Source organism: Hydrogenophaga sp. L99 (assembly GCF_058731905.1).
The window spans coordinates 565,812-585,412 of the sequence record NZ_CM178972.1; the positions used below are offsets into that span (position 1 = coordinate 565,812).

General features: G+C 58.7%; 20 protein-coding genes and 2 tRNA genes. 8 read left to right on the plus strand and 14 right to left on the minus strand.

Annotation, left to right across the window (positions count from 1 at the left end):
* Positions 1–23: 23 nt before the first annotated feature.
* From AC4QBL_RS02675 to AC4QBL_RS02700, 6 genes are all read right to left on the minus strand, one after another.
* The gene (locus AC4QBL_RS02675) at positions 24–896 is read right to left on the minus strand and encodes a sterol desaturase family protein (RefSeq protein WP_472908028.1); all 873 of its coding nucleotides are present in this window, start codon (positions 894–896) and stop codon (positions 24–26) included.
* The gene (locus AC4QBL_RS02680) at positions 893–2,074 is read right to left on the minus strand and encodes an MFS transporter (RefSeq protein ID WP_472908027.1); all 1,182 of its coding nucleotides are present in this window, start codon (positions 2,072–2,074) and stop codon (positions 893–895) included. Before AC4QBL_RS02680 ends, AC4QBL_RS02675 begins: the two co-directional genes overlap by 4 nt.
* A gap of 18 nt (positions 2,075–2,092) precedes the next feature.
* A complete protein-coding gene (locus AC4QBL_RS02685) occupies positions 2,093–2,443 on the minus strand; it encodes a DsrE/DsrF/TusD sulfur relay family protein (RefSeq protein ID WP_472908026.1) in 351 nt (116 codons plus the stop codon).
* 20 nt (positions 2,444–2,463) lie between these two features.
* Positions 2,464–3,132 (minus strand): ArsR/SmtB family transcription factor, encoded by a 669-nt coding sequence (locus tag AC4QBL_RS02690; protein ID WP_472908025.1) that lies wholly within the window; start codon positions 3,130–3,132, stop codon positions 2,464–2,466.
* A 526-nt stretch (positions 3,133–3,658) separates the two neighbouring features.
* A complete protein-coding gene (locus AC4QBL_RS02695; RefSeq protein ID WP_472908024.1) occupies positions 3,659–4,852 on the minus strand; it encodes an ATP-binding protein in 1,194 nt (397 codons plus the stop codon).
* A gap of 132 nt (positions 4,853–4,984) precedes the next feature.
* On the minus strand, positions 4,985–6,349 hold the full coding sequence (locus AC4QBL_RS02700) for a phage integrase central domain-containing protein (protein WP_472908023.1): 1,365 nt from the start codon (positions 6,347–6,349) through the stop codon (positions 4,985–4,987).
* Positions 6,350–6,453: 104 nt separating this feature from the next.
* On the opposite strand from AC4QBL_RS02700, the gene AC4QBL_RS02705 reads away from it, so the two are divergent.
* From AC4QBL_RS02705 to AC4QBL_RS02730, 6 genes are all read left to right on the plus strand, one after another.
* Positions 6,454–6,550, plus strand: a tRNA-Met gene (locus tag AC4QBL_RS02705).
* A gap of 61 nt (positions 6,551–6,611) precedes the next feature.
* A tRNA-Arg gene (locus AC4QBL_RS02710) sits at positions 6,612–6,688 on the plus strand.
* 415 nt (positions 6,689–7,103) lie between these two features.
* Positions 7,104–8,240, plus strand: coding sequence for a site-specific integrase (locus AC4QBL_RS02715; protein ID WP_472908022.1), 1,137 nt, complete (start codon positions 7,104–7,106; stop codon positions 8,238–8,240).
* Positions 8,241–8,380: 140 nt separating this feature from the next.
* Positions 8,381–8,881, plus strand: a complete 501-nt coding sequence (locus AC4QBL_RS02720; RefSeq protein ID WP_472908021.1) for a MerR family transcriptional regulator — start codon at positions 8,381–8,383, stop codon at positions 8,879–8,881.
* 40 nt (positions 8,882–8,921) lie between these two features.
* Positions 8,922–11,951 carry an HsdM family class I SAM-dependent methyltransferase gene (locus AC4QBL_RS02725; protein WP_472908020.1) on the plus strand — a complete coding sequence of 1,010 codons (3,030 nt, stop codon included), beginning with the start codon at positions 8,922–8,924 and terminating at the stop codon, positions 11,949–11,951.
* A complete protein-coding gene (locus AC4QBL_RS02730) occupies positions 11,935–12,615 on the plus strand; it encodes a hypothetical protein (RefSeq protein ID WP_472908019.1) in 681 nt (226 codons plus the stop codon). The genes AC4QBL_RS02725 and AC4QBL_RS02730 overlap by 17 nt, the downstream gene beginning before the upstream one ends.
* Before the next feature lie 11 nt (positions 12,616–12,626).
* Here AC4QBL_RS02730 and AC4QBL_RS02735 read toward each other — a convergent pair whose 3' ends face one another.
* The 7 genes from AC4QBL_RS02735 to AC4QBL_RS02765 form a co-directional block, all read right to left on the minus strand.
* The gene (locus AC4QBL_RS02735; protein WP_472908018.1) at positions 12,627–12,839 is read right to left on the minus strand and encodes a hypothetical protein; all 213 of its coding nucleotides are present in this window, start codon (positions 12,837–12,839) and stop codon (positions 12,627–12,629) included.
* Between the two features lie 130 nt (positions 12,840–12,969).
* Positions 12,970–13,206 carry a type I toxin-antitoxin system ptaRNA1 family toxin gene (locus AC4QBL_RS02740; protein WP_472908017.1) on the minus strand — a complete coding sequence of 79 codons (237 nt, stop codon included), beginning with the start codon at positions 13,204–13,206 and terminating at the stop codon, positions 12,970–12,972.
* 68 nt (positions 13,207–13,274) lie between these two features.
* Positions 13,275–14,900 (minus strand): P-type conjugative transfer protein TrbL, encoded by a 1,626-nt coding sequence (gene trbL / locus AC4QBL_RS02745; RefSeq protein ID WP_472908016.1) that lies wholly within the window; start codon positions 14,898–14,900, stop codon positions 13,275–13,277.
* Positions 14,897–15,166, minus strand: a complete 270-nt coding sequence (gene trbK, locus AC4QBL_RS02750; protein ID WP_472908015.1) for an entry exclusion lipoprotein TrbK — start codon at positions 15,164–15,166, stop codon at positions 14,897–14,899. The genes trbL and trbK overlap by 4 nt, the downstream gene beginning before the upstream one ends.
* Positions 15,167–15,184: 18 nt before the next feature.
* Positions 15,185–15,970 (minus strand): P-type conjugative transfer protein TrbJ, encoded by a 786-nt coding sequence (trbJ, locus tag AC4QBL_RS02755; protein WP_472908046.1) that lies wholly within the window; start codon positions 15,968–15,970, stop codon positions 15,185–15,187.
* Between the two features lie 449 nt (positions 15,971–16,419).
* Positions 16,420–16,752, minus strand: a complete 333-nt coding sequence (locus tag AC4QBL_RS02760; RefSeq protein WP_472908014.1) for a TraK family protein — start codon at positions 16,750–16,752, stop codon at positions 16,420–16,422.
* Entirely contained in the window at positions 16,752–16,991 is a 240-nt protein-coding gene (locus tag AC4QBL_RS02765; protein WP_472908013.1) for a hypothetical protein, read from the minus strand. Before AC4QBL_RS02765 ends, AC4QBL_RS02760 begins: the two co-directional genes overlap by 1 nt.
* A 39-nt stretch (positions 16,992–17,030) precedes the next feature.
* On the opposite strand from AC4QBL_RS02765, the gene AC4QBL_RS02770 reads away from it, so the two are divergent.
* Positions 17,031–17,795, plus strand: coding sequence for a hypothetical protein (locus tag AC4QBL_RS02770; protein ID WP_472908012.1), 765 nt, complete (start codon positions 17,031–17,033; stop codon positions 17,793–17,795).
* Between the two features lie 110 nt (positions 17,796–17,905).
* Here the strand turns inward: AC4QBL_RS02770 and AC4QBL_RS02775 are convergent, their stop codons facing one another.
* A complete protein-coding gene (locus AC4QBL_RS02775; protein ID WP_472908011.1) occupies positions 17,906–18,133 on the minus strand; it encodes an antitoxin VbhA family protein in 228 nt (75 codons plus the stop codon).
* A 159-nt stretch (positions 18,134–18,292) separates the two neighbouring features.
* On the opposite strand from AC4QBL_RS02775, the gene AC4QBL_RS02780 reads away from it, so the two are divergent.
* Positions 18,293–19,399 carry an IS5 family transposase gene (locus AC4QBL_RS02780; protein WP_472908010.1) on the plus strand — a complete coding sequence of 369 codons (1,107 nt, stop codon included), beginning with the start codon at positions 18,293–18,295 and terminating at the stop codon, positions 19,397–19,399.
* Positions 19,400–19,601 lie beyond the last annotated feature (202 nt).

Below are 19,601 nucleotides of genomic sequence, written 5' to 3' on the forward strand. Positions count from 1 at the left end.
CGAGGACGTTGAGGTATTCACATTCACACCTGGGCGTCTGTGGAGGGTGCCGTCCAGTTGCGCCTGTTGATCGCGTAGTCGGTGATCTGGCCCTTGAATGGCAGAACCAACATGCCGGGCAGCCGCGCCACCTCGTGCGGGTCGGTGTGCCCGTGAATACCGATGGTCATGCCGAGCTGGCCAGCGCGCGGTTGCTCTCGGTATGTTCCGAACAGTCGGTCCCACCAGGTAAGGTTGAAGCCGAAGTTGGAATTGCTCTCGTCGTCTTCTACCGAGTGGTGCACGCGGTGCATGTCGGGCGTGACGAGGAACCACCGCAATACACGGTCAAGCGCGGCAGGCAGGCGGATGTTGCCGTGGTTGAACATGGCGCAGGCGCTGAGCAACACCTCAAAGATCACCACCGCCAGCACCGGCGCGCCCAATAGCGTGATGGTGGCGAACTTGATGCCCATGGACAGCACGATCTCAATGGGGTGGAAGCGTGCGCCGGTGGTCAGGTCGTAGTCGAGGTCGGCGTGGTGCACACGGTGCAACCGCCAGAGTGCGGGCACCGCGTGCACCATCACGTGCTGCAGCCAGATCACGAAATCCATCGCCACCACAGCCAGCGGCACTGCGAGCCAGAACGGAACAGCAAAGTTGTTCAGCAAGCCCCAGCCTTTTTCCACGCCCATTGCGGCCATGCCGACCGCCGCCATGGGAAAGAGTAGGCGCACAACCACCGTGTTGAGCAGCACGATGCCGAGGTTGGCGGTCCAGCGTTGCTTGCGGCTGAGTTTCAGCACGCGGCGCGGCGACGCCAACTCCCACAGGGCGACCAGGGCGAACACGCCGAAGAAAAAGCCCATGCGAATCAGGGGTTCGTGGGCAAGCACAAACTGCTCAAAAGTCATATGGCCCTCCGCAGACTGGCGGTCTTCAGTTCGGTGCCCACAGACGCCAGCAGGGCCAGCAGCAGAAACGGCACCACGGCCAGGTTCAGGGTGGCCCAGCCGTAGCGGTCGTACAACCAGCCTGCGGACAAAGTGGAAGCAGCCACCAGTCCGAACACCAGAAACTCGTTGATTGCCTGCACCTTCAGCTGTTCAGCCGGGCGGTAGGTCTGCGTCAGCAGAGCGGTGCCGCCCACGAAAGCGAAGTTCCAACCCACACCGAGCAGAACCAATGCAGAGGCAAAGTGCAGGAACTCAAGCCCCGAAAGCGCGACGGCCACATGCCCCAGCAGCAGCGCGAAACCCACCTGCATGATGCGCGGGGCGCCATGGCGCTTGACAAGGTGGCCTGTGAAAAATGATGGTGCGAACATGCCCACCACATGCCACTGAATCACCGGCGTGACACTCGCTCCAGGCAAACCACAGCCCAACATGGCCAACGGGGTGGCCGTCATCACCATGATCATCACGGAGTAGCCCACTGCCGCACCAAAGATGGATGTGAGCAGCAAGGGCTGCGACAGCAGTTCCCGAACGGAACGGGCAGCGCCTGCGGTCACTGCCGCCACTGGTTTGAGTCGAACCTGAGACAACAGCCCCAAGGCCATCACACTGAGCACAGCTTGGGCCAGGTATGAGCCCACGAAGGGCCCAGAAATGATCCAGTCTCGACCCCATTCACCCAGCTGCGGCCCAAGAAAGGCAGCCACAATCCCACCTGCGACTACCCAGGAAATGGCACGTGTCGTGTGTGCCGCGTCCACTGCTTCAGCGGCAGCAAAGCGGTAGTAGTTGGCAAAACCCTGGTAGCTGCCCAGCAGCAGGTGGCCCAGCACAAACAGTGCGAAAGAATCCTGCCATAGACCATACCCGGCCACGGCGCTCCCAACCACCCCCAGGCTGGCGCCCATCAAGAACCCGACCCGGCGACCCAGGCGCCGCATGAGCATGGCTGCCGGCAGTGAGGCCAAGGCTGTACCAATGACCATTGCCGCAACCGGCAGCGTGGCAAGGCTTCTGTCGGGTGCCAGCAAGCTGCCCAGAATGGCGGCCAGGGTCATCGACAGCACGATGGCCGAGAGCATCAGGGCCTGACTCCCTGCCAGCAGGAGGACGTTGCGGCGACCAGGAAACATGGTGGGCTTTCGAGGTGTTCAGAAAACCAGGACCTTGTCGGCCTCGGAAGTCCAGTCTGCCAACTGGGCCAGCGTGGAGCGCCGGGCGCCTTCAACCATGTCGGTCTCAATCAAGCCGCGCGCATCCATGCACGTGCCGCACAGCGCCACCTCGCCCTTGCGCAGCACCTTGCCCAGCATGAGCTGCACGTTGTAGTAGCCCTCGGGGACCTTCTGACCGGCTTTGGCACAGCCCACAGCGTCGGCCATCAGGAACACGCGCACCTGCACACCTGCCTTGGCGGTCATGGCGCCAGCGAGTCGCAGGCCGTTGTACGCCCGCTCGTTACCGTAGGGAGCGTTATTGAGGATGAATAACACCGAGCTCATGGGGACCTCCTGGTTAATGATCAATCAGCCACTCGCTCCAGCGGCAGGCCAGCGGCCTGCCACTCACTCACGCCGTCAGCCACCTTGCGTGCGCGAAACCCGCGCGCCTGCAGCAAGGCCACGGCTTCGTCGGACAGCAGGCAGAACGGACCGCGGCAATACGCCACGATCTCCTTGTCGCGCGGCAAAGTGGCCAGGCGTTGTTCCACTTCGGCCAGCGGCATGGACCGCGCGAACGGCAGGTGGGCCACGGCGTATTCGTCAGAAGGGCGCACATCGATCACCACAACTTCTCCGCGCCGGGCTTGTGCCATCAAGGCCTCGCGGTCCACTGGCGCGAGCTGGTTCGGATGCGCCGCCATCTGGTCCAGCGCCATGCGCAACTCCAGCAGGTGCTCTTCAGCCACCTCACGCAGCTTCACGCCCAGCCCGGCCACATCGGGGCCGGTGAGCCGGTAATGGACGACCTTGCCCTCACGACGGCTGGTCACCAGTCGGGCGTCGCGCAACGCCTTGAGGTGGGCGCTGGCAAGCTTGATGTCGATCGAGAGCTCTGCAGCGAGCACGTCCACCGATTTTTCGCCCTGCGCCAGCATTTCCAGCAACTCCAGGCGTTTGGGACTGGCCAGAGCTTTGCCAATGCGGGCGACCTGTTCGTACAGCAAGTCTTTGAGTTGACGGTTTTTCATGCCGTCATTCTAACGATATTTAGAGTGTTGGGGTAAATTTACTTGGCAATACCCGAATTCGCTGTCCAGCGGCGGTCGTCTCTAGGGCGCCAGATTGCAGCAACGGGCCAGGCGCAACTCCTCAATTGGGCGCGCCGAGTGATTGGCAGGCGACCGAGGGACACCGGTCTTGAAGTTCGCTTGAATGACCGGTTTATGAGAGTGCAGCGGCTGATCGGCTTTCGGAGCATTCGATGACTCCTTTCGCCGTGAGCTGCCGTTGAGTTGAATAAGCTGAGCGGCTGTTGCCAGCCTTCACCTGACCTTGGGCACGATCGAGTGAACTGCGACACTGAGTCAAATCTTGCTTGTCATCAATGGCAGCTTTGCCGCCGCTCGAACATCGCCTTCCAACTGCCGCAGCGCCCACCACGGGGTCTGTTCTTTGGCGGTTTTCGTGGCCCGATTGCACAGGAACTACACAAAGCACAACGGCTTGCAGTACGGGAACACATGCAAGCCGTTGAGCGTTATGGTGGCCTGGGCGCTACTCGCTATCGGGCAAGAGATTACCTTGCAGACTCAGCGGCGGCCAGGTTCCCGTCGCTGCCCGCGTTTCGTACCAGCGGTGCATGGCGGCGTCTTCCACCGCGTACTCCCCCCGGGCCGACTTCCACACCAGTGCCGGCGAGCGCTGGCGCAGCGACTCCAGTGCGTTCTGCGCCTGTTGCGGCGTCACCGCCTTGTCGCGTCCGGTCTTCTCGCGGTAGAAGCGCAGAGCTTCAGCGTCATAGGGCCGGAACCGCACACCTTGCTCCAGCAAGCGCCACAGCATGGCTTGCTCCAGCGGCTTCAGACCCAGGAAGTCCGATTCCATCTGGGTCTCGTCGTCCCGCTGGCGCTGCTCGGCGGCCTGCTGCATGGCAGGCTCGAATCGACCCGTCAGCCCCGACAGCGGGCTGAGCACCAGACCCAGCGCTTCCATGAAGAACTGCGGCCGGTTGCCAAAGCCCACGAACGCTTTTTGCAGCGTGGCCTGGTCCACCGGTGACAGGTCCGGGCGCTGCGCTTCGATCAGCTGCACGATGTGCGCCATGAAGTCGGCGCCCAGCGCGGGCATGGTCTTGATCTGCGAGCCGAAGAAAGGCGAGCCATTGGTGTTCACCAGGCGCAGCAGCTTGTCGCGGTCCGATCCCGACATCACCAGCATCAGGTTCACCACACCCGGGCGGTTCAGCTGGTCGCGTGCCGACTTCAGGGCTGTCATGGCGGCTTCGCCGGCTTCACTGGTCAAGGCGTGTTGAGCTTCGTCAATCACCAGCGCCACCGGCTGGCCAGCCGTTTCGTGCAGGGCGCGCAGCGCGTCCACCAGTGTCAGCCCGTCCAGCTTGCCGATGCGGCTGGTGTCCACGTTCAGCCATCCGGCCAGGCTCAGCTTGTCCACGCCGGCCTTTTTGGCCGTGCGGGCCACCAATCCCAGGTGCGGCTGTAGGGCGCGGCCAATCGCGTCGGCGATCAGCACGCCGGGGTCGCGCGCGGCGTCGGCCCAAAGGTCCACATACACCACCACCACGCCGGCACGCTCTAGCGCCGGGCACAGGTCGCCGCGAAGAAAGGTGGTTTTGCCGGTGCGCCGGGGCGCAGCCAGGAACAGGCCGTTTTGGGCATCGCCGAAAGCCGTTTTGCCTTGCAGCTGGTGCACCAGTTCGTCGGCCAAGGCCGTGCGGGGGTAGGCGATCATGATTATGAATCTTTAGCTCTGATTCAATAATTTATCAAAAACAAAATAAAAGTCAATAAAATTACAGCGTAGACGTAAAAAATCTCAGGTGAGCCAAGTCGGCAGTGCCTTGGTCACGGTTGTTTCGACCGCTTATTTGCGCCTGCTCAATGGCCTACCTGTGGCCCTCTTTTTCGTGAGCAAGGCGTACAAGATCTCCAGACTTTCGCGCTTCTCGTCCAGATAGTCGTATCCGTCGTAGTGGACTGCTTGCACGCCGCTGATGCCATGTGACTGGAGGCGACCCCGGTATTCCCTGGGGACTTTTGCAGAGGCCAGCGCGGTCTCGACGCCACTGCGGACGCGTTTCAGCTGAAAGCTGGGAATCTTGCTGCCAACAGCATCCACAGCCCACTTGCCGAGGTTGCCCACGCCGATGGGCGTGCGCCCTCCATTGGTGGACAGTCGATAGGGTCTGTTGTTGACGCAAGCATCCAGGTCTTTCCTCGCTGCCTTCACGACGGGAATGATGTGTGGGCGTGGTGGCTTCCCCGGGCGACCCTTGCCATCAAAGATGGTGACGAAATCTGGGTTCACCAGTTCGTCCAGTAACCGGGAAAGCTGCGCAATTCGCTGCCCTCCCAGCAGAAGGTGGAGGCGAAGGGCCACACCCTTGATCCCATCGATGTTCTGCAGAACCGACCAGTAGAGCTGAAGCTCCGTCAAAGACAGAGGGCGCTTGTCGGCACGATTGGCAGACTCATCGGGGCTAGTTTCTGCTGCAGGGTTCACCACAACGTTGAAAGCCTGGAATGCAGTCGGTATGCTGGGTTTAGAACGCGAAGCCTTCGCGACTTGATAGGCTGCCCTCACATAGCTCCGGAGCTTGTTCGCCGTTCGTCCTTTTCCTGCCTCGATGAGACGACGCATCATCTCGGCGATCTCCTCTGAGGTCACATCCGCAGCTGGCTTGGCCGCGATGTCTGGAAACGCCTCGATCACATGCTTGCTGAAAATGGACCGAGCATTCGAATGCGATGAACGCCCAAGCGCATGCAGGTGGCTTACGTAGGCGAGTAGCAGCGCCTTCAGATTGTGTTCAGCACGGTCTTGCTCAGCCTTGATCGCAGCTTGCTTCCCTTGTTCGATCACACGCGCTGCTTCGACCGCTGCCAGTTCGGCCTTGTCTTTCTCTTTTGCCTGCACGCTACGAAGTCCTGGCAGCCCACCGATGTCGATGTGCTTTTTGTGGAGCTCTGCCAGTTTGCCGGCTTCGATTGCGGCGGCTCTCTTTGAAAAGCCGAGTGATGTCGGCGCCAGTGCGAGTGGCGGGCACTTGGGATCGAATATGCCGATGGGCTCTCGGAAGTCCCGCTTGTTGATCGTGCAGCGCCAGAAAAAGGTTGTGACCCCGGTTGCGTATCTGCGTGCCTGCAGCGTTCCCGCTGGATGGACCTTCTCCAAGGTATAGAACCTTCCAGGGGTGTAGTTGCTGAACGGTGTATTCGGTGTTGCCATCTTCGTTCTCCGTACCAGTTTCGTACCAGTTCAGGAGGAAATGCTACGGGACGACGTGGAACGTTGGAAGACAAAAAACCAATAAAAACAAGGCGTTACAAGCGGGGTTGTGTCCCGGATCGTCCCAGGACGTCCCATTTAGACCCACAAAATGGACTCATAATCCTTTGGTCGACAGTTCAAGTCTGTCACGGCCTACCAAGATACTTTTTAGGCACGGTGAAAAAGACTGCTTTAAAACCCTGCTAGAATACGAGGCTTCGCGGCTGTAGCTCAGTTGGATAGAGTACTTGGCTACGAACCAAGGGGTCGTGGGTTCAATTCCTGCCAGCCGCACCAAATAGACACCCCGGAAATCGAAAGGTTTCCGGGGTTTTCTATTTTCCGGTTTGTTCTTGCTGTTTGCTTGGCCCAACGCCGCACTCCACACCTATTCGCGCGGTTGGCAAGGTCGATCTTGCTGACACTGCGCACCCCCATAGGTTGGCGGCACCTATTGCTGAGTGACAAGGCCGTCGCAGCGCAACGCGCTGTGTGAGCGCTCAAGGGCTGTGCTGTCAGAAACAGCCAAAGAAAAAGCCCGCTATGAATTTCACAGCGGGCTTTTTATATACGTTGGTGCCGGAGAGATGAATCGAACACCCGACCTTCTCATTACGAATGGAAAGGTGTAGCTTTATTTTACTGGTGATTTTTGGCTATGATGCCTTTATTGGCACATTTCTGGCACAGTCAGCAGCGAGTAGCGTTTTCAATGGCAGCAATCAACAAGCGTGGCCCGTACCAGTGGCGGGCGCAGATCCGTAGGCATGGCTTTCCCCCTCTGAGCAAGACCTTCACGACCAAGGCCGAAGCTGAGGCCTGGGCGAAGATGAACGAGTCGGAAATGTCGCGTGGCGTCTGGGTCAGCAGGGGGGAGGCGGAGGCCACGACCCTTCACGAAGCTCTGGAGCGCTACGAGGAAGAGGTGACGCCAGGAAAGAAGAGCGCAGCCGGCGAGAAGTCGTTCTTGCGCATCTGGCGGGCCACCACAATGGCCAAGCGGCCGCTGGCGTCGATCCGCAGTGCGGACGTGGCCAAGCTGCGCGATGTGTGGCTCAAAGAGTACCAGCCGGCCACGGTGCTCCGGCGCCTCGCTGTGTTGTCCCACGTCTTCACCATCGCGCGCAAGGAATGGGGCATGGAGAGCTTGTCCAATCCGGTCGAGCTGGTGCGAAAGCCGCAGCCGGACAATGCCCGGACTCGCCGCATCGCCGTGGAGGTGCCAAAGGCTGATCCTCTGCAACCGGCTGATGAGCCGGCTCCGCGCAACGCCAGCGAAGGGGAGCTGGAGCGCGTCGTTGCGGCAAGTGGCTCGGTGATGCTGCCTGCGATCATCAAGCTGGCCGTCGAAACGGCCATGCGACGCAGTGAAATCGTGGGGTTGCGATGGGAGCACATCGACCTAGATCGTCGGGTGGCGCATCTGCCCGCAACCAAAAACGGCAGCTCGCGCGATGTGCCGTTGTCTTCCCGTGCTATCCAAGTTCTCGCCGCTTTGAAAGACCATGGGATTGACGCCAAGGAGGACGGGGAAGAGCCGGGTGAGTCAGACGCCGATGACGGGGCAGTGTTCAGCATCCGCAGCGATGCCGTCACAAGGGCCTTTGAACGCGCTGTGACACGTGCCCGCAAGGGCTACCTGCATGAGTGCAAGGAAAAGCGCCACAAGCCCGATGCACGCTACCTCACTGATCTGCGCTTCCACGACCTACGACACGAGGCCACTTCGCGACTGGCTGAGATTTTTCCGCTGCATGAACTCACCAAGATCACAGGGCACAAGGACCCGCGAATGTTGATGAGGTACTACCACCCTCGGGCTGAAGACCTGGCGAAGCGGATGGCTTGATGCTGTCATCTTGACCTGGTGGTCAGCTCAGTTTGTTATCTCCTTTAATACACATTCCGTCTTCGGAACGGGTGCGCCGCCCGATCTTTATGGGAGAATCGGGCGCGATACCCGATCTTTCCGAGCTAGGACTTCCCAGGATGCAACTGATCACGACGCGTGATGCCACGCGGCTTACGGGCCTCTCGACGGAACAGCTCCGCGAGTGGACGAGCCGCCGCGCGCTGATCCTTCCCGATGTGAAGCCTAAGGGGCATGGATCGCCCGCGCGCTACTCCTGGCAGACGATATTGCTGTTGCGGATCGCCGTGGTGTTGAGGGACCGCTTCAAGCTCGAACTGCATGCCCATCGCGACCTGTTTTCAGATTTGGGAGCCGGCTTAGCTCGCACATCCTTCCTATCGCTTTGGGGCAAGTCCTTGGCTCTTTATGGGGGAGCCAAATGGGGCGTTATCGATCCCCGCGACGAGGATGCAAGTACCGACGACTGTATCGTGCTGCGGCTCGACTCTCATTTGCAACAGCTATCCGATTGTTTCGCACTTCCTAAGCCGGCGGCACTAGGGCAGTTTCAACTTTTTCCGGCCCTCGTCGTAGATACGGCGGCGAACAGTTCAAACGGACGCCGTAGACATGGATAGCGCGGCTTTCACGAGGGCACTAACGGCAACCGGGTATCTCTTGCCCGATGGCCGGCCGGCACCGGGATTGGCGCGATCTGGCGAAGATGCGGGTGCGCGCCTGCGCGCCGTTCTGTTGGACAGTCGCGTTGGATTGCAAGCCGAGGCGGTCTTTTCTGCGCAGAGTGTGCCGACGGCGATTTTCAAGGATGCTGGTGACGCGGCCCCTTCCGAACAACAGCTCGCTCAGTGGCATGAAGCTGCTTGGAATGTGGGCGTGGCACCGTTGCTGTGGATCATTACACCCACGGACGTGCGCCTGTACGACTGCTATGCATCGCCTGCAAAGGCAAGTCCGCAGCAGATTGCGACCGAGCCCCTGGAAGTTTTTTCCTTGCAAGCGGAAGACAGGCTGCGCTCCTTGGATGCCATGTGCGGACGCTACGCCACCGAAACCGGTGCCTTTTGGTCTAGCACCATCGGGAAGCGGATTGATCGCCGGCACCGGGTTGACCGTGAGTTGCTCGGTGAAATTAGTGCCCTCGAAGACAAGTTGACCCGTCTCCGGCCCGCCAATGATCGGCCACTGTCGGATGAGAAGGAAGAGGCACAGGCTTCGCGTGACTTTGCTCAGCGTCTGATCGGCCGTTGCATCTTCACGTCGTACCTCGTGGATCGCGGTATTGCACAGCCTTTTTTGCCGGATGATTTTTCAGCGGATGTGGCGGGCATGTTTGCTACCGTCGATTCAGCTTTCAAGTTGTTTCAGTGGCTGCGCGCCACGTTCAACGGCGACCTGTTTCCGATGGATGACCCGGGCGCTGAGCATCAGCGCTTGAGCGATGCGCATCTGGAACTGCTGTGCGACTTCGTTGAGGGGCGCAGTCTTCTCTCCGGCCAAGGTCGGTTGTTCCGTTTCCGCTTTGACGCGATTCCAGTTGACCTTGTCAGCTCGATCTACCAGCAATTCGCTCGATCAAGCGCGGCGGACGACGCGCACACGCAGGGGCTGCATTACACCCCTGTCGAGCTTGTCCATCTGACGCTCGATCCAGTGTTCGAGGCACTTCCTGCAAGCGCACGTGTGATCGATCCGACATGCGGGTCTGGCGCTTTCCTTGTTGAGGCTTTCAGGCGACTAGTCTGGAAGCGCACCCAGGGCAAGGCCGCGACGCGCTCTGTGGTGCGCGACGTGCTCTACAAGCAACTCTACGGGATCGACATCAACAGGTCCGCATTAGGGATTGCGGCTTTCAGTCTGTACCTTGCTGCGCTCGAACTCGACGAGGAACCGGTTCAGGACATTCAGGACCTGAAGTTTCACCGCTTGATCGGCGTCACGCTCTTCGAAGCCGACACGGTGAACGACGAACTACCGGATCTCATCGCACAGCGACCGTTCGATGCTGTTGTTGGCAATCCTCCGTGGACATTCGTGAAGAAGGTCGTGGCGTCACGGAAGCGCAAGGTCGGAGACATGCAGTCCAGTCGCCCGCGGCGCAGTCCTGATCAGGAGTTCCTGTGGGTGGCTTCGCGCTTGGCTGGTGAGGTAGGCCGAATCGGCATGATTATGAAAGCCTCACCGTTCTTTTCGAAGGACGCGCACGCGATTCAGTCGCGCGAGGCGCTTTTGAGCTCGCTCCACCCCGCCGCGCTCGTGAATTTGTCGGCGTTGCGCAAGGAAGGTCTCTTTCCAGATGCAACGGGGCCGGCGCTGCTGTTCTTTGGCCGCTGCGCGCTCGTAGATCGACAAGATCGATTGCTTGTGGGATCAATCCCATGGACCCCAGATTTTCGGCGCAATGGTGTGTTTCACGTCGGACCTGGTGAGTTGAAAAGTGTGCCGTTGTCTCGCGTGTTACGCACGCCGGCAATGCTCAAAGCAACCGCGTTTGGTACTGTGCGCGATGGATGGTTGATCGAGAAGCTGGAACGCACATTCCCAACACTCGATCAACTATTACGCGAAAGCGAATTGAGCGTTAGAGGCCAAGGAATACAGGTCAAGGGTGGTGATCTCAATCAACCACCAGATCACTACTATCGTCTTGGCTTGGTCACGCCAGAGACCTATGCGCCGCTACGCCTGAATGTCCGTGCGCTTGAAAGATTCACCCATGAATGGCTGCATCGGCCGCGCAACTCTGCGATCTTCGAGGGACCGCTCCTTCTGTGTCCCAAGGGAAACCAGGGGACTGCGCTCGAGTCCGGTCGGTACAGTGCCGTGGTTAGTGATACGAGCGTCCTCTTCAGTGAAAGCTTCTACGGAGTTTCTTTCGCCGGCAAGGAACTGGCTGCGGCGCGGGTGCTCTGCGCCATTCTGAATTCCAGTCTTACCTCTTTCCAGCTTGCTTTTGGCGGCGGCGCGTGGGGGCTAGAGCGCCCCACCGTCGAACCGAATGATTTGTTGTCGTTGCGTGTGCCGGATCTGGGCAAGGTCGATACGGTCTTGTTGGAGGCGGTGCTGTCCGCTGAGGCTGCCGTTGCGGAGTCGCCCGACGACACGGAGTTGATCGCCGCCCTCGATCGCGCCGTGTGCGACCTCTACGACTTGGAGCGCGACGAGGAAATTCTCGCGAGTGACGGCGTCCAGCGTGCTCGCGCGTTGCTGTTTGAAGGCAGGGCGCAGCGCATGACTCTGGTTAAGCGGCCTTCTTCTGATGACTTGATGGCCTATGCCAGCGAAGTGGTTCGAACGGTCAACGCCTATCTGCGTGCTCGCGGCAAGCGGCATCTGGAGGCCGTCATTTATCCACGGCACATCGCAGTTGGAAACGTTGTCGATGGCACACCGGGTGTAGATGCAGTCAGGTTCGCCATGGTGGCCGGCGCGCCCACGGACATGCCGTGTGTGCATCAAGGGGGCGAGGCGGAAATCGTGCGGCTCGCAGCACTCTTTCGCGGACAAGTCAGCTCGGACGTTCCGCCGTATCTCAATGAGCGGCGGCAGCTTAGGATTTACGACGAGAACGCGCTCTTCATTCTGAAGCCCTCGGAAGTGCGCTATTGGACGCGGACGGCGGGTCTCAACGATGGGGATGCGGTCCTTGCAGACCATTGGATCAAGGGGCTTCATGCATCTGTCGCCTGACTTGCCCGTTGGGCGTCCTTCTTTTGATTTGTCAGAGGATCAACTCGCCACGGTGGTAGATCTCCTGTGTCAAGGCGTTGCTACTGCTCGACCGTTGCTTGAGCCCGGGGTGCTCGAAGTTCCCATCACCATTCACGTGAAAAAGGCGATGCGGCGGCTTAAAAAGGAACTTGGCCTGTCCAATCTTGAGATTACAGGCGAATTCGAATTGCTGGACTTGAGCAATGACGATCCCGAGGTAAGTGGCAGGATCGATATAATTCTTCGCTTCTTGCATCAGTTCGGGGACGAGGACGCGTATCTAGGCGTCGAATGCAAGCGTGTGGGACATGGGGAATCTACGCTGAATCAGCGATATGTCACCAAAGGGGTTGATCGCTTCGTCACGGGGCAATACGCGACTGGCCATCAATGGGGAATGATGCTTGGCTACGTATTGAAACTGCCATCGGCTACGGTAGTGGAGAGTATCGACGCGCGTATTCGTGCGACCTATGGTGAGGTAGCAAAATTAGTCGAGTTGGATTCTCATGCTGATGCTTTGTCCATGCATGCCGGCGCTCTTGTACAAGGGCCTTCAGGCCATGTCATTCGATTAATGCACATTTTTGTGGATGCGACGCCTGTCACCGCCGCTTCAACGGTGCAGTCTGAGAGCCTTTAGCCGCTAAAAATTCAAGCTTGATTGCCTTTGCGTCGTGCTCGCTCTCGTTCCGCGATTTCACCCGGCCATACCGCCAGGTCGACGTCGGAGAGGCTGCCTAAGACGTTGCTCAGCCGAGTTGTTGATGTGTGCTTCGGCGGCTCGAAAACATACCCAGCAGCCCGCATGTCGGCTTCGACCTCCTCCGTGATGAAAAACGGCTCAGCGTTCGCATGCTTGTTCATGTCTTGGCCTTTTGGTGTTGATCGATTATCGGCGGCGAGGGTGTGGTCAGGTTATTTGCAATGACGCATGGCAACAGATGGCGTAAAAAATGCGGCCAACGGCCGCAGTTCGGTACTTGGTACTTGGGTCTTAGTGGACCTTCAACGATTGCCGTAGGCCAGCCCTGGCCTTAAGGAAATCGTGTTTTGTGGCATGCCCGGTTTCGGCCTGGTAGTAGACGATCATCAGCATGTTGACCACCGCCTCGATCAGCGGCGACACAAGCAGTGCCATTTCTTGGTTCAATAAATCGAAGTCGATTCCTGCGAGCTGCGTAGCGGCTTGCTGAACTGCCTTCGTTGCTTCTGTACTATTCCGAGTTGCCATGATTCACCTCTCCATCAGGTGTTAAGTGGAAGTGCCGGCCGGTTCCACCCGGCCGGTGCGATTTGCTACTACTGAGGGCGGCGGCCGACGAACGCCGCAACCTCGTCATCAGAGACGGAAGCCTTGCCAAGACTGTTGCTGTCGAACATGGGGGCATCGTGTGACGCACCTTCTTGATCTCGGCTTGCTCGGATCGCGTAAGCAATCTTTCCGCCCGTGGTTTCGCTGATGCGATCAAAGGCCGACTCACGCATGCTTGCGGCCTTTGTTTTCGCCCCGTCCCATGAGCCTTGCGCCAGGTTGCCCGCAGTGCCTGCAGCAATGGCCGCCGCACGGCCCAACATGCTGCCGGTGGAGCGTTGCTCGCCTGGTGCCAGGCCGGGGCCCGGCCCCCCTCCCTTGGCGTCAGAACCTGCGGCCTTGCCGCCTGCGTCGGCCTTCCCTTCGGCACCAAGTGCCGCGCCGCCGCCGGAGTCCTCGCCGGCCGGCTCGCTGCTCTTGCCGCCCGAGCTGCTGGCGCCACTGGAACCACCGCCCGAGCTGCTGCCGGTCTCCATGCCAGCGAAGACGCTGCCACCGCTAGAGCTGCCGCCGCCAGGGCCTGCGGCGGCCATGGCAACGCCGCCCATCGTGTCCCCCATGCCACCACCACCGCCGCCCTCGCCGGAGGCCGCAGAGGCTTTGCTGTAGGCGGCCTTGATCGCCGATGCACCGCCAGCGGCCGAGGCCGCACCACCCATCACAGCCGAACCAGCCACGCTTGCTGCGCCTGCGGCCATGGTCGCCGCGCCCATCACGGCACCCATGGCGGCACCGGCACCGAAGTTACCAATGCCGCCCGCACCGCCAACACTTGAACCTGTGATGACGCCGGCGACCAGTGGCGGCACGCGATTGACCAGCATCAGCAACGCCAGGCAGAAAACCAGCATCACACCCAGCTCTTCAAAATTCAGGGTGCCCGTGTTCATCCTGGCGTAGAAACTGGACAGCAGGTCGTTTCCGATGCCAACCAGCAGCACCATCGTCATGATCTGCACGGCCACGCCCAATACGGTCTTGTAGTAGTTGATCGCCATGTCCGAGGTCCACCGCGATCCACCGAACCCCAGGAAGAAGATCCCTGCGTACGACAGCAGCCAGCCCGATACGAGGAGCAGCAGCATGTTCACGGCGATCACGGCGAGCAGCAGCAGGATGCCTGCGCTCAGGACCGCGCCAATGAAGCTGTCGATGGGCGACCAGGCCGACAGGTTGCGAATCGCCTGCTTCCAGATCATGAAGCCGACATCGACGATGCTCGACGGCGTGATCGAAGAGAAGCCGGAAGCCTGCTCGCCGATCCTAGCCAGTGACTGGATGATCGAGTTTGCGAAGTTCGGACCATTACGCAGGAGCCAGAGGAAGAAGCCGAAGAACAGAATGAACTTGATGAACTCGGCGAAGAACTCGCCAATGTCGGCCTTCCGTAGCGCCATGAAGCCGAACGTGACGACCATCGAGATCGTGCCCAGAGTCCAGAACAGGAACATCGCGGCGTTCATCACCACGGTTTGCCAGGCCGTGGCGCGCGTGGCGAACTCCGTTACCACTTGGTCAAGCATCCCCTGGTTGGTGAGCTGGGCCGATGCGGCTGCGCAGTAGAGCGTGAGGAAAGCACCGATCAACAGCGCTGGCTTGTGGAGCGTTCTCATGGCTTCGCTCCCTTCTGGTTTTTCGGGTCGGCCAACTCAAGCCAATTCATGGGCTTGTCGGTCGGCGCAATGCCGCCGCCTGTTGGGGACCGGCGCGAGCACAACCCGGCGAAGGTTTCGCGTGTCGCCTTGTCCTCGATCTTCCTGATCGTCTCGATCTGACAAGTGGCGTCGCTAACCTCTGGCATGGGCATGGTGGCAGGTCTTTTTTCGCAGCCGGTCAGCAGCGCCGCCATGAGGCCGACATGCAGCATCATTTTTTTCATGGTGTTGGGCCTCCTTGGTCAGCGGGTCAGTTCGAGCCAGTTTTTTGGACTGGCCGTTTTTCCGATGCGGGACTCCGTCGAAGTGGCGTGCGTTGCCTGCTGTCTGGCTTCAAGATCGGCTTCGGCTTGCATCCTGGTCGTGACAGCGTTCTGCTGCGCGATCAACAGGCCGCGAATCTGCAGGAGCTGGTTGGCCTGATTGCTGGCGAGTTGGTTTGCAAACCCGACGGCCTGCATCTGGCCTGTCGCACCCTGCGCCGCCGACTGAAGCCGTTCCAGCATGCGCGAGTCCGAGGCGAGGTTTCTCTGTTGCTGTTCCAAGCCCTTGAACAGCGCGTCATTGGCCTTCTTTTGGCTCTCGCTCGCCAGACGCCGGTTCTGTTCCATCGCTGCGCGCTCAGCGTCGCTGCATCCGCTGGCAGAGAAGCACGGCGAGGATTTGTAGTAGCTCACGTCCTGGAACTTGCCGATGTAGCTGTCCAAGCTGCCGAGCTGGTTCTTGTAGTAGTCAAGCGTGTTGACGGCGTTCATCAACCCACTGATCGTTGACTGCGCTTGATCCCAGATATACGCGGCCGGTGCGACCGTGTTCTGGATCATGTTTTCGTACTGCTGGAGCTGAGTGCGGTACTGCTCGATCTGCTTGAGCGTCTGCGCCACGTTCTCCACCGCCGACATAACCGTTTGCGTCAGATTCGCGCCGTCGATAACCGGGATTCCAGCCCGTACCGGAGTGATAACAATGCTGCCAGCCAGCAAAACGGTGAGGGCAGTTTTAGCCGCAAAAAAGCGATGATTATTCATGTCGATATCCTTTTTGAAAGTGGCTTTCACGATCGTCGAATAGCTATGCCATATGTAGCTAATCGGTACTTGACCAGGGCGATACCAAAGCCCGGCCTTTTGTATTCATGTCACGGCGTCAGGAAATTTAGCGGCTAAAGTCGCTCACTACAGATGACGGTAGCCATCAGCTCTCGCAGAGCAGGATTCCCGTTGAGCACGAAGTGCGAATAAGGGGATAGTGAAGATAGATAACCGGCTTGCCGGTTAGCTAACTTCACCTATCCTGCCCGTACTTTCGCGCCACGAAGTTCGCTGTTGTCGCATCAACTTCATCGCCTCGATCACGCTGCTGATCGAATGCAGTGGACCTACAGCGCGAAAATAGCGCTGATTGATCGACAGCGTTATGCCAGTAGCATTCACGCAGCGCATTGAGAGCGCATTGACTGGGTGGAAACAGCGATTCATCACAGCAGTTCGTCCTTCTTTGGGTTAGGACTGAATGAGAACGAAGTGGATGCATTCGCTGTTTTTGCTTGGCTTTGGTTTTTTGCTTTTTTTGCGCTTGTGCTTTTCTTGATGTGGCGATGAACGTATTTGAGGAATGTTTCATAACGGAATGAAATTCTTTTTCTTTCTCGCAAATGTTCCCATATGGTTTTTAACTCGAAGCCGGCATCTATTGCTTCACGGACATTTTCAGAAACTGAAAGGAAAGATGCCAAGGTTGTAGCATGTGTTGATTTATTTCCTCTGCGCTCACTTAACCATTCGGCTAAATCGTTTGGATAATTTCCCATCACTCAGTTCCTTTTTTGATTAGATCGCCGGTGAGTAGTTCGGCAACCGCATCTGTTGGAAAGTGAACTCTTCGTCCAATGTGAATCTTTCGGCGATTCAAGCTGATAGCCCATTCTTCTGTTCGCATGGCTAGGACTACACGAACTCCTCCAGGCTTGCGTTTCAGAACCACTGCAAGTTCTTCTAGGGTCATTGTTGGTCCGTACTTCTGAAGAAGAAAATCAAGAGTGGTGCTCACCGAATGCTCGCCTATGAAAGTTAATCGAAGTTAATTTCCATGAAGTTTCTGCTGCTTGGCGTTATATTTACAGGTACTCGAAGGCTAAATTTCTTACCCGGACAAATTGCCCTAATGATCATGAAATCGAACGCAGAAAGACGTCGGCAGATTGCACGCAGCGTGGCGTTACTCCGCACGCTGAGCAAGCGTGAAGGCACCACTTCGGTTTACGGCTTTGCAGAGAAATACGATGCGTTGGCATCGCCCATGAATCCCACTCGGGATCAGGGAAAAAATGGATGGCAGGCGTTGTTTAACGGTACGCGGCCGGTGTCCGCATCCAGGCTGCGTACGCTCTCTTCCGTAGAGGCATGGTCAGATGCAATCGATCTTTTCGAGAATGGCCCCGCGAACCTCTGGAAAGCGATGTGGGGACCTTGCGAGCAGCTCCGTCTCGTCATTGCTGACGAGTTGGACGAATGGCGAAGTTTTGATCAAGCCGTCGCTGAGTTCGAGGGAGAATTACTCCTAGCCCACGAATATGGTGTACCCCTGACCCTTGTACATCTTGCGAAAGCAATCGCGCTTTACCGACTGCAGAGTGACATTCTCGGTTTAGGTGATTCCGTCGTAAGCGATGGTGTCGCGCAGTGCTTGCGCAATGAAGTCGTGCAAACGGAAATGGAACGCCTGGGGGTCAGACAAACTGTCAATAAAGAGTTGGCAAAATTCTTCAGAACTGAGGCTAGTTGCGAATTGACCTGTTCGTCGGTGGCCGCTCGGTGGAACGTCGTTGCAGCAAGGCTGGATTGGGTCGGTTGAACGCCAAGAAGGGGTGACGCGCGTGCCGACCTTCAAAAATTTTAGCGGCTAAAGTTTGACCGCCCCCCAAGTGTCAATGAAACAGTAGATCTGACTGTCCTGCGGCTTGGCTACCCATTGTGAGGATTGGGGCCGTCCGCGGCGAGCATAGTTCGAAGCCGGGACTTGTAGCTCTCCACGATCTCTTTAATCGTAGTTTCTCCGCGCACCCATTTTTCGCAGTCTTGTAAAGCCTGAGCGTCTGGCTCATGTCCTTCCATGCGTTGGCTCGCAAGATTGCTGCGGATCGTGGTGCGACGTTCCCATTGTTCGGCTGCAGATACGCGATGGTGAACCATGTCTGATTTTAGCGGCTAAAAAATATCTGTTTGGTTGACACATGAGGGGCGCCCACAGATTCCTAGCAGGCTGCTGAAATACTCCCCTGCGCCCGTCCAGATTCATAGGTCCTGCCGCGACAATCGAGGCACCCCACCAACCAGACAGACAAGCCAGACATGCGCGGAGCCGACACCTTCACCGAGAGCCTGTTCACGATGCGCCATCTCGATGACTTCGTGCCCGCCGACCATCCCCTGCGGGTGATCCACATCATGGTCAACAAGGCCCTGGCAAACATGGATGGGCTGTTTGCCCAGATGTATGCGGCCGACATCAAAGGCGGGCGCCCCAGCATTGCTCCCGAGAAGCTGCTGCGCGCCATGCTCATCCAGGTGCTCTACAGCGTGCGCTCGGAGCGCCAGCTGATGGAGCAGACCCAATACAACCTTCTGTTTCGCTGGTTCATCGGCCTGGCCATGGACGACGCAGTCTGGGTGCCCACTGTCTTCAGCAAGAACCGCGAACGCCTGATCGAGCACGATGCGGTCATCGAGTTCTTCAATCAGATCGTGCAACAAGCCCAGGAGCAGGAACTGCTCTCGGGCGAGCACTTCAGCGTAGATGGCACCCTGATCCAGGCCTGGGCGGGCCACAAGAGTTTTGTGCGCAAAGACCGCCCAGAGAGCGATGACCCGGATGCGGGTAACTTCAAAGACCAAAAGCGCAGCAACGACACCCACGAGTCCACCACGGACGCAGACGCAAGGCTGTACCGCAAGGGCAAGACGGCCAGCGAGTTGCGCTTCATGGGCCACACACTCACCGACAACCGCCATGGGCTGGTGGTCAGCGCCGTGGTCACCCAGGCAGACGGATATGCTGAACGTGAAGCGGCCAAGGCCATGATCAACGATGCGCGACAGGCACTGCCCGGTGATGACCCCATCACGATCACGCTGGGCGCAGACAAGGGTTACGACGCCAAGGAGTTCATCGACGCGCTGCAAGAGATGAACGTGATGCCCCATGTGGCGCAGAACAAGTCAGGGCGCCAGTCGGCAGTTCCTGACGCGATTGCAGACAGCGAAGGCTACGCCATCTCACAGCAAAAGAGAAAGCTGATCGAGCAGGGCTTTGGCTGGGCCAAGACGGTGGGGCACATGCGCCAGGTGCTGGTGCGCGGGATCAAGAAGGTGGACCAGATGTTTGTGCTGACGATGGCAGGCTACAACCTCACGCGGTTGCGCAGCCTGGGGCAAATCCGTCTGCTGGGGCAGATGTGAAGGCAAAAGGGGCAAAAAACCGTGCTGTACGGCTGAAAACACGCAGGTTTTCGGGCTGACTTCCAGCATACGGAAAGCTGCTGCGAAAAATGCGCTTGCCGCCGCTGAGCAGGTTCGGACGCACGGGAGTATTTCAGCAGCCTGTTAAGCCCAACTTAATATTCGACACATAGTCTAAAGCCTCTGTAAAGCACGTTGTGCT

Excerpts from the sequence above, each read along its gene's own strand:
- AC4QBL_RS02675 (WP_472908028.1), bottom strand. The coding sequence starts at position 896 with ATGACTTTTGAGCAGTTTGTGCTTGCCCACGAACCCCTGATTCGCATG.
- trbJ (WP_472908046.1), bottom strand. The coding sequence starts at position 15,970 with ATGAATAATCATCGCTTTTTTGCGGCTAAAACTGCCCTCACCGTTTTG.
- AC4QBL_RS02770 (WP_472908012.1), top strand. The coding sequence starts at position 17,031 with ATGAAGTTTCTGCTGCTTGGCGTTATATTTACAGGTACTCGAAGGCTA.
- AC4QBL_RS02775 (WP_472908011.1), bottom strand. The coding sequence starts at position 18,133 with ATGGTTCACCATCGCGTATCTGCAGCCGAACAATGGGAACGTCGCACC.
- AC4QBL_RS02690 (WP_472908025.1), bottom strand. The coding sequence starts at position 3,132 with ATGAAAAACCGTCAACTCAAAGACTTGCTGTACGAACAGGTCGCCCGC.
- AC4QBL_RS02740 (WP_472908017.1), bottom strand. The coding sequence starts at position 13,206 with ATGGCAACTCGGAATAGTACAGAAGCAACGAAGGCAGTTCAGCAAGCC.
- AC4QBL_RS02760 (WP_472908014.1), bottom strand. The coding sequence starts at position 16,752 with ATGGGAAATTATCCAAACGATTTAGCCGAATGGTTAAGTGAGCGCAGA.
- trbK (WP_472908015.1), bottom strand. The coding sequence starts at position 15,166 with ATGAAAAAAATGATGCTGCATGTCGGCCTCATGGCGGCGCTGCTGACC.
- AC4QBL_RS02700 (WP_472908023.1), bottom strand. The coding sequence starts at position 6,349 with ATGGCAACACCGAATACACCGTTCAGCAACTACACCCCTGGAAGGTTC.
- AC4QBL_RS02730 (WP_472908019.1), top strand. The coding sequence starts at position 11,935 with ATGCATCTGTCGCCTGACTTGCCCGTTGGGCGTCCTTCTTTTGATTTG.
- AC4QBL_RS02720 (WP_472908021.1), top strand. The coding sequence starts at position 8,381 with ATGCAACTGATCACGACGCGTGATGCCACGCGGCTTACGGGCCTCTCG.
- AC4QBL_RS02680 (WP_472908027.1), bottom strand. The coding sequence starts at position 2,074 with ATGTTTCCTGGTCGCCGCAACGTCCTCCTGCTGGCAGGGAGTCAGGCC.
- AC4QBL_RS02780 (WP_472908010.1), top strand. The coding sequence starts at position 18,293 with ATGCGCGGAGCCGACACCTTCACCGAGAGCCTGTTCACGATGCGCCAT.
- AC4QBL_RS02715 (WP_472908022.1), top strand. The coding sequence starts at position 7,104 with ATGGCAGCAATCAACAAGCGTGGCCCGTACCAGTGGCGGGCGCAGATC.
- AC4QBL_RS02685 (WP_472908026.1), bottom strand. The coding sequence starts at position 2,443 with ATGAGCTCGGTGTTATTCATCCTCAATAACGCTCCCTACGGTAACGAG.
- AC4QBL_RS02695 (WP_472908024.1), bottom strand. The coding sequence starts at position 4,852 with ATGATCGCCTACCCCCGCACGGCCTTGGCCGACGAACTGGTGCACCAG.
- AC4QBL_RS02735 (WP_472908018.1), bottom strand. The coding sequence starts at position 12,839 with ATGAACAAGCATGCGAACGCTGAGCCGTTTTTCATCACGGAGGAGGTC.
- trbL (WP_472908016.1), bottom strand. The coding sequence starts at position 14,900 with ATGAGAACGCTCCACAAGCCAGCGCTGTTGATCGGTGCTTTCCTCACG.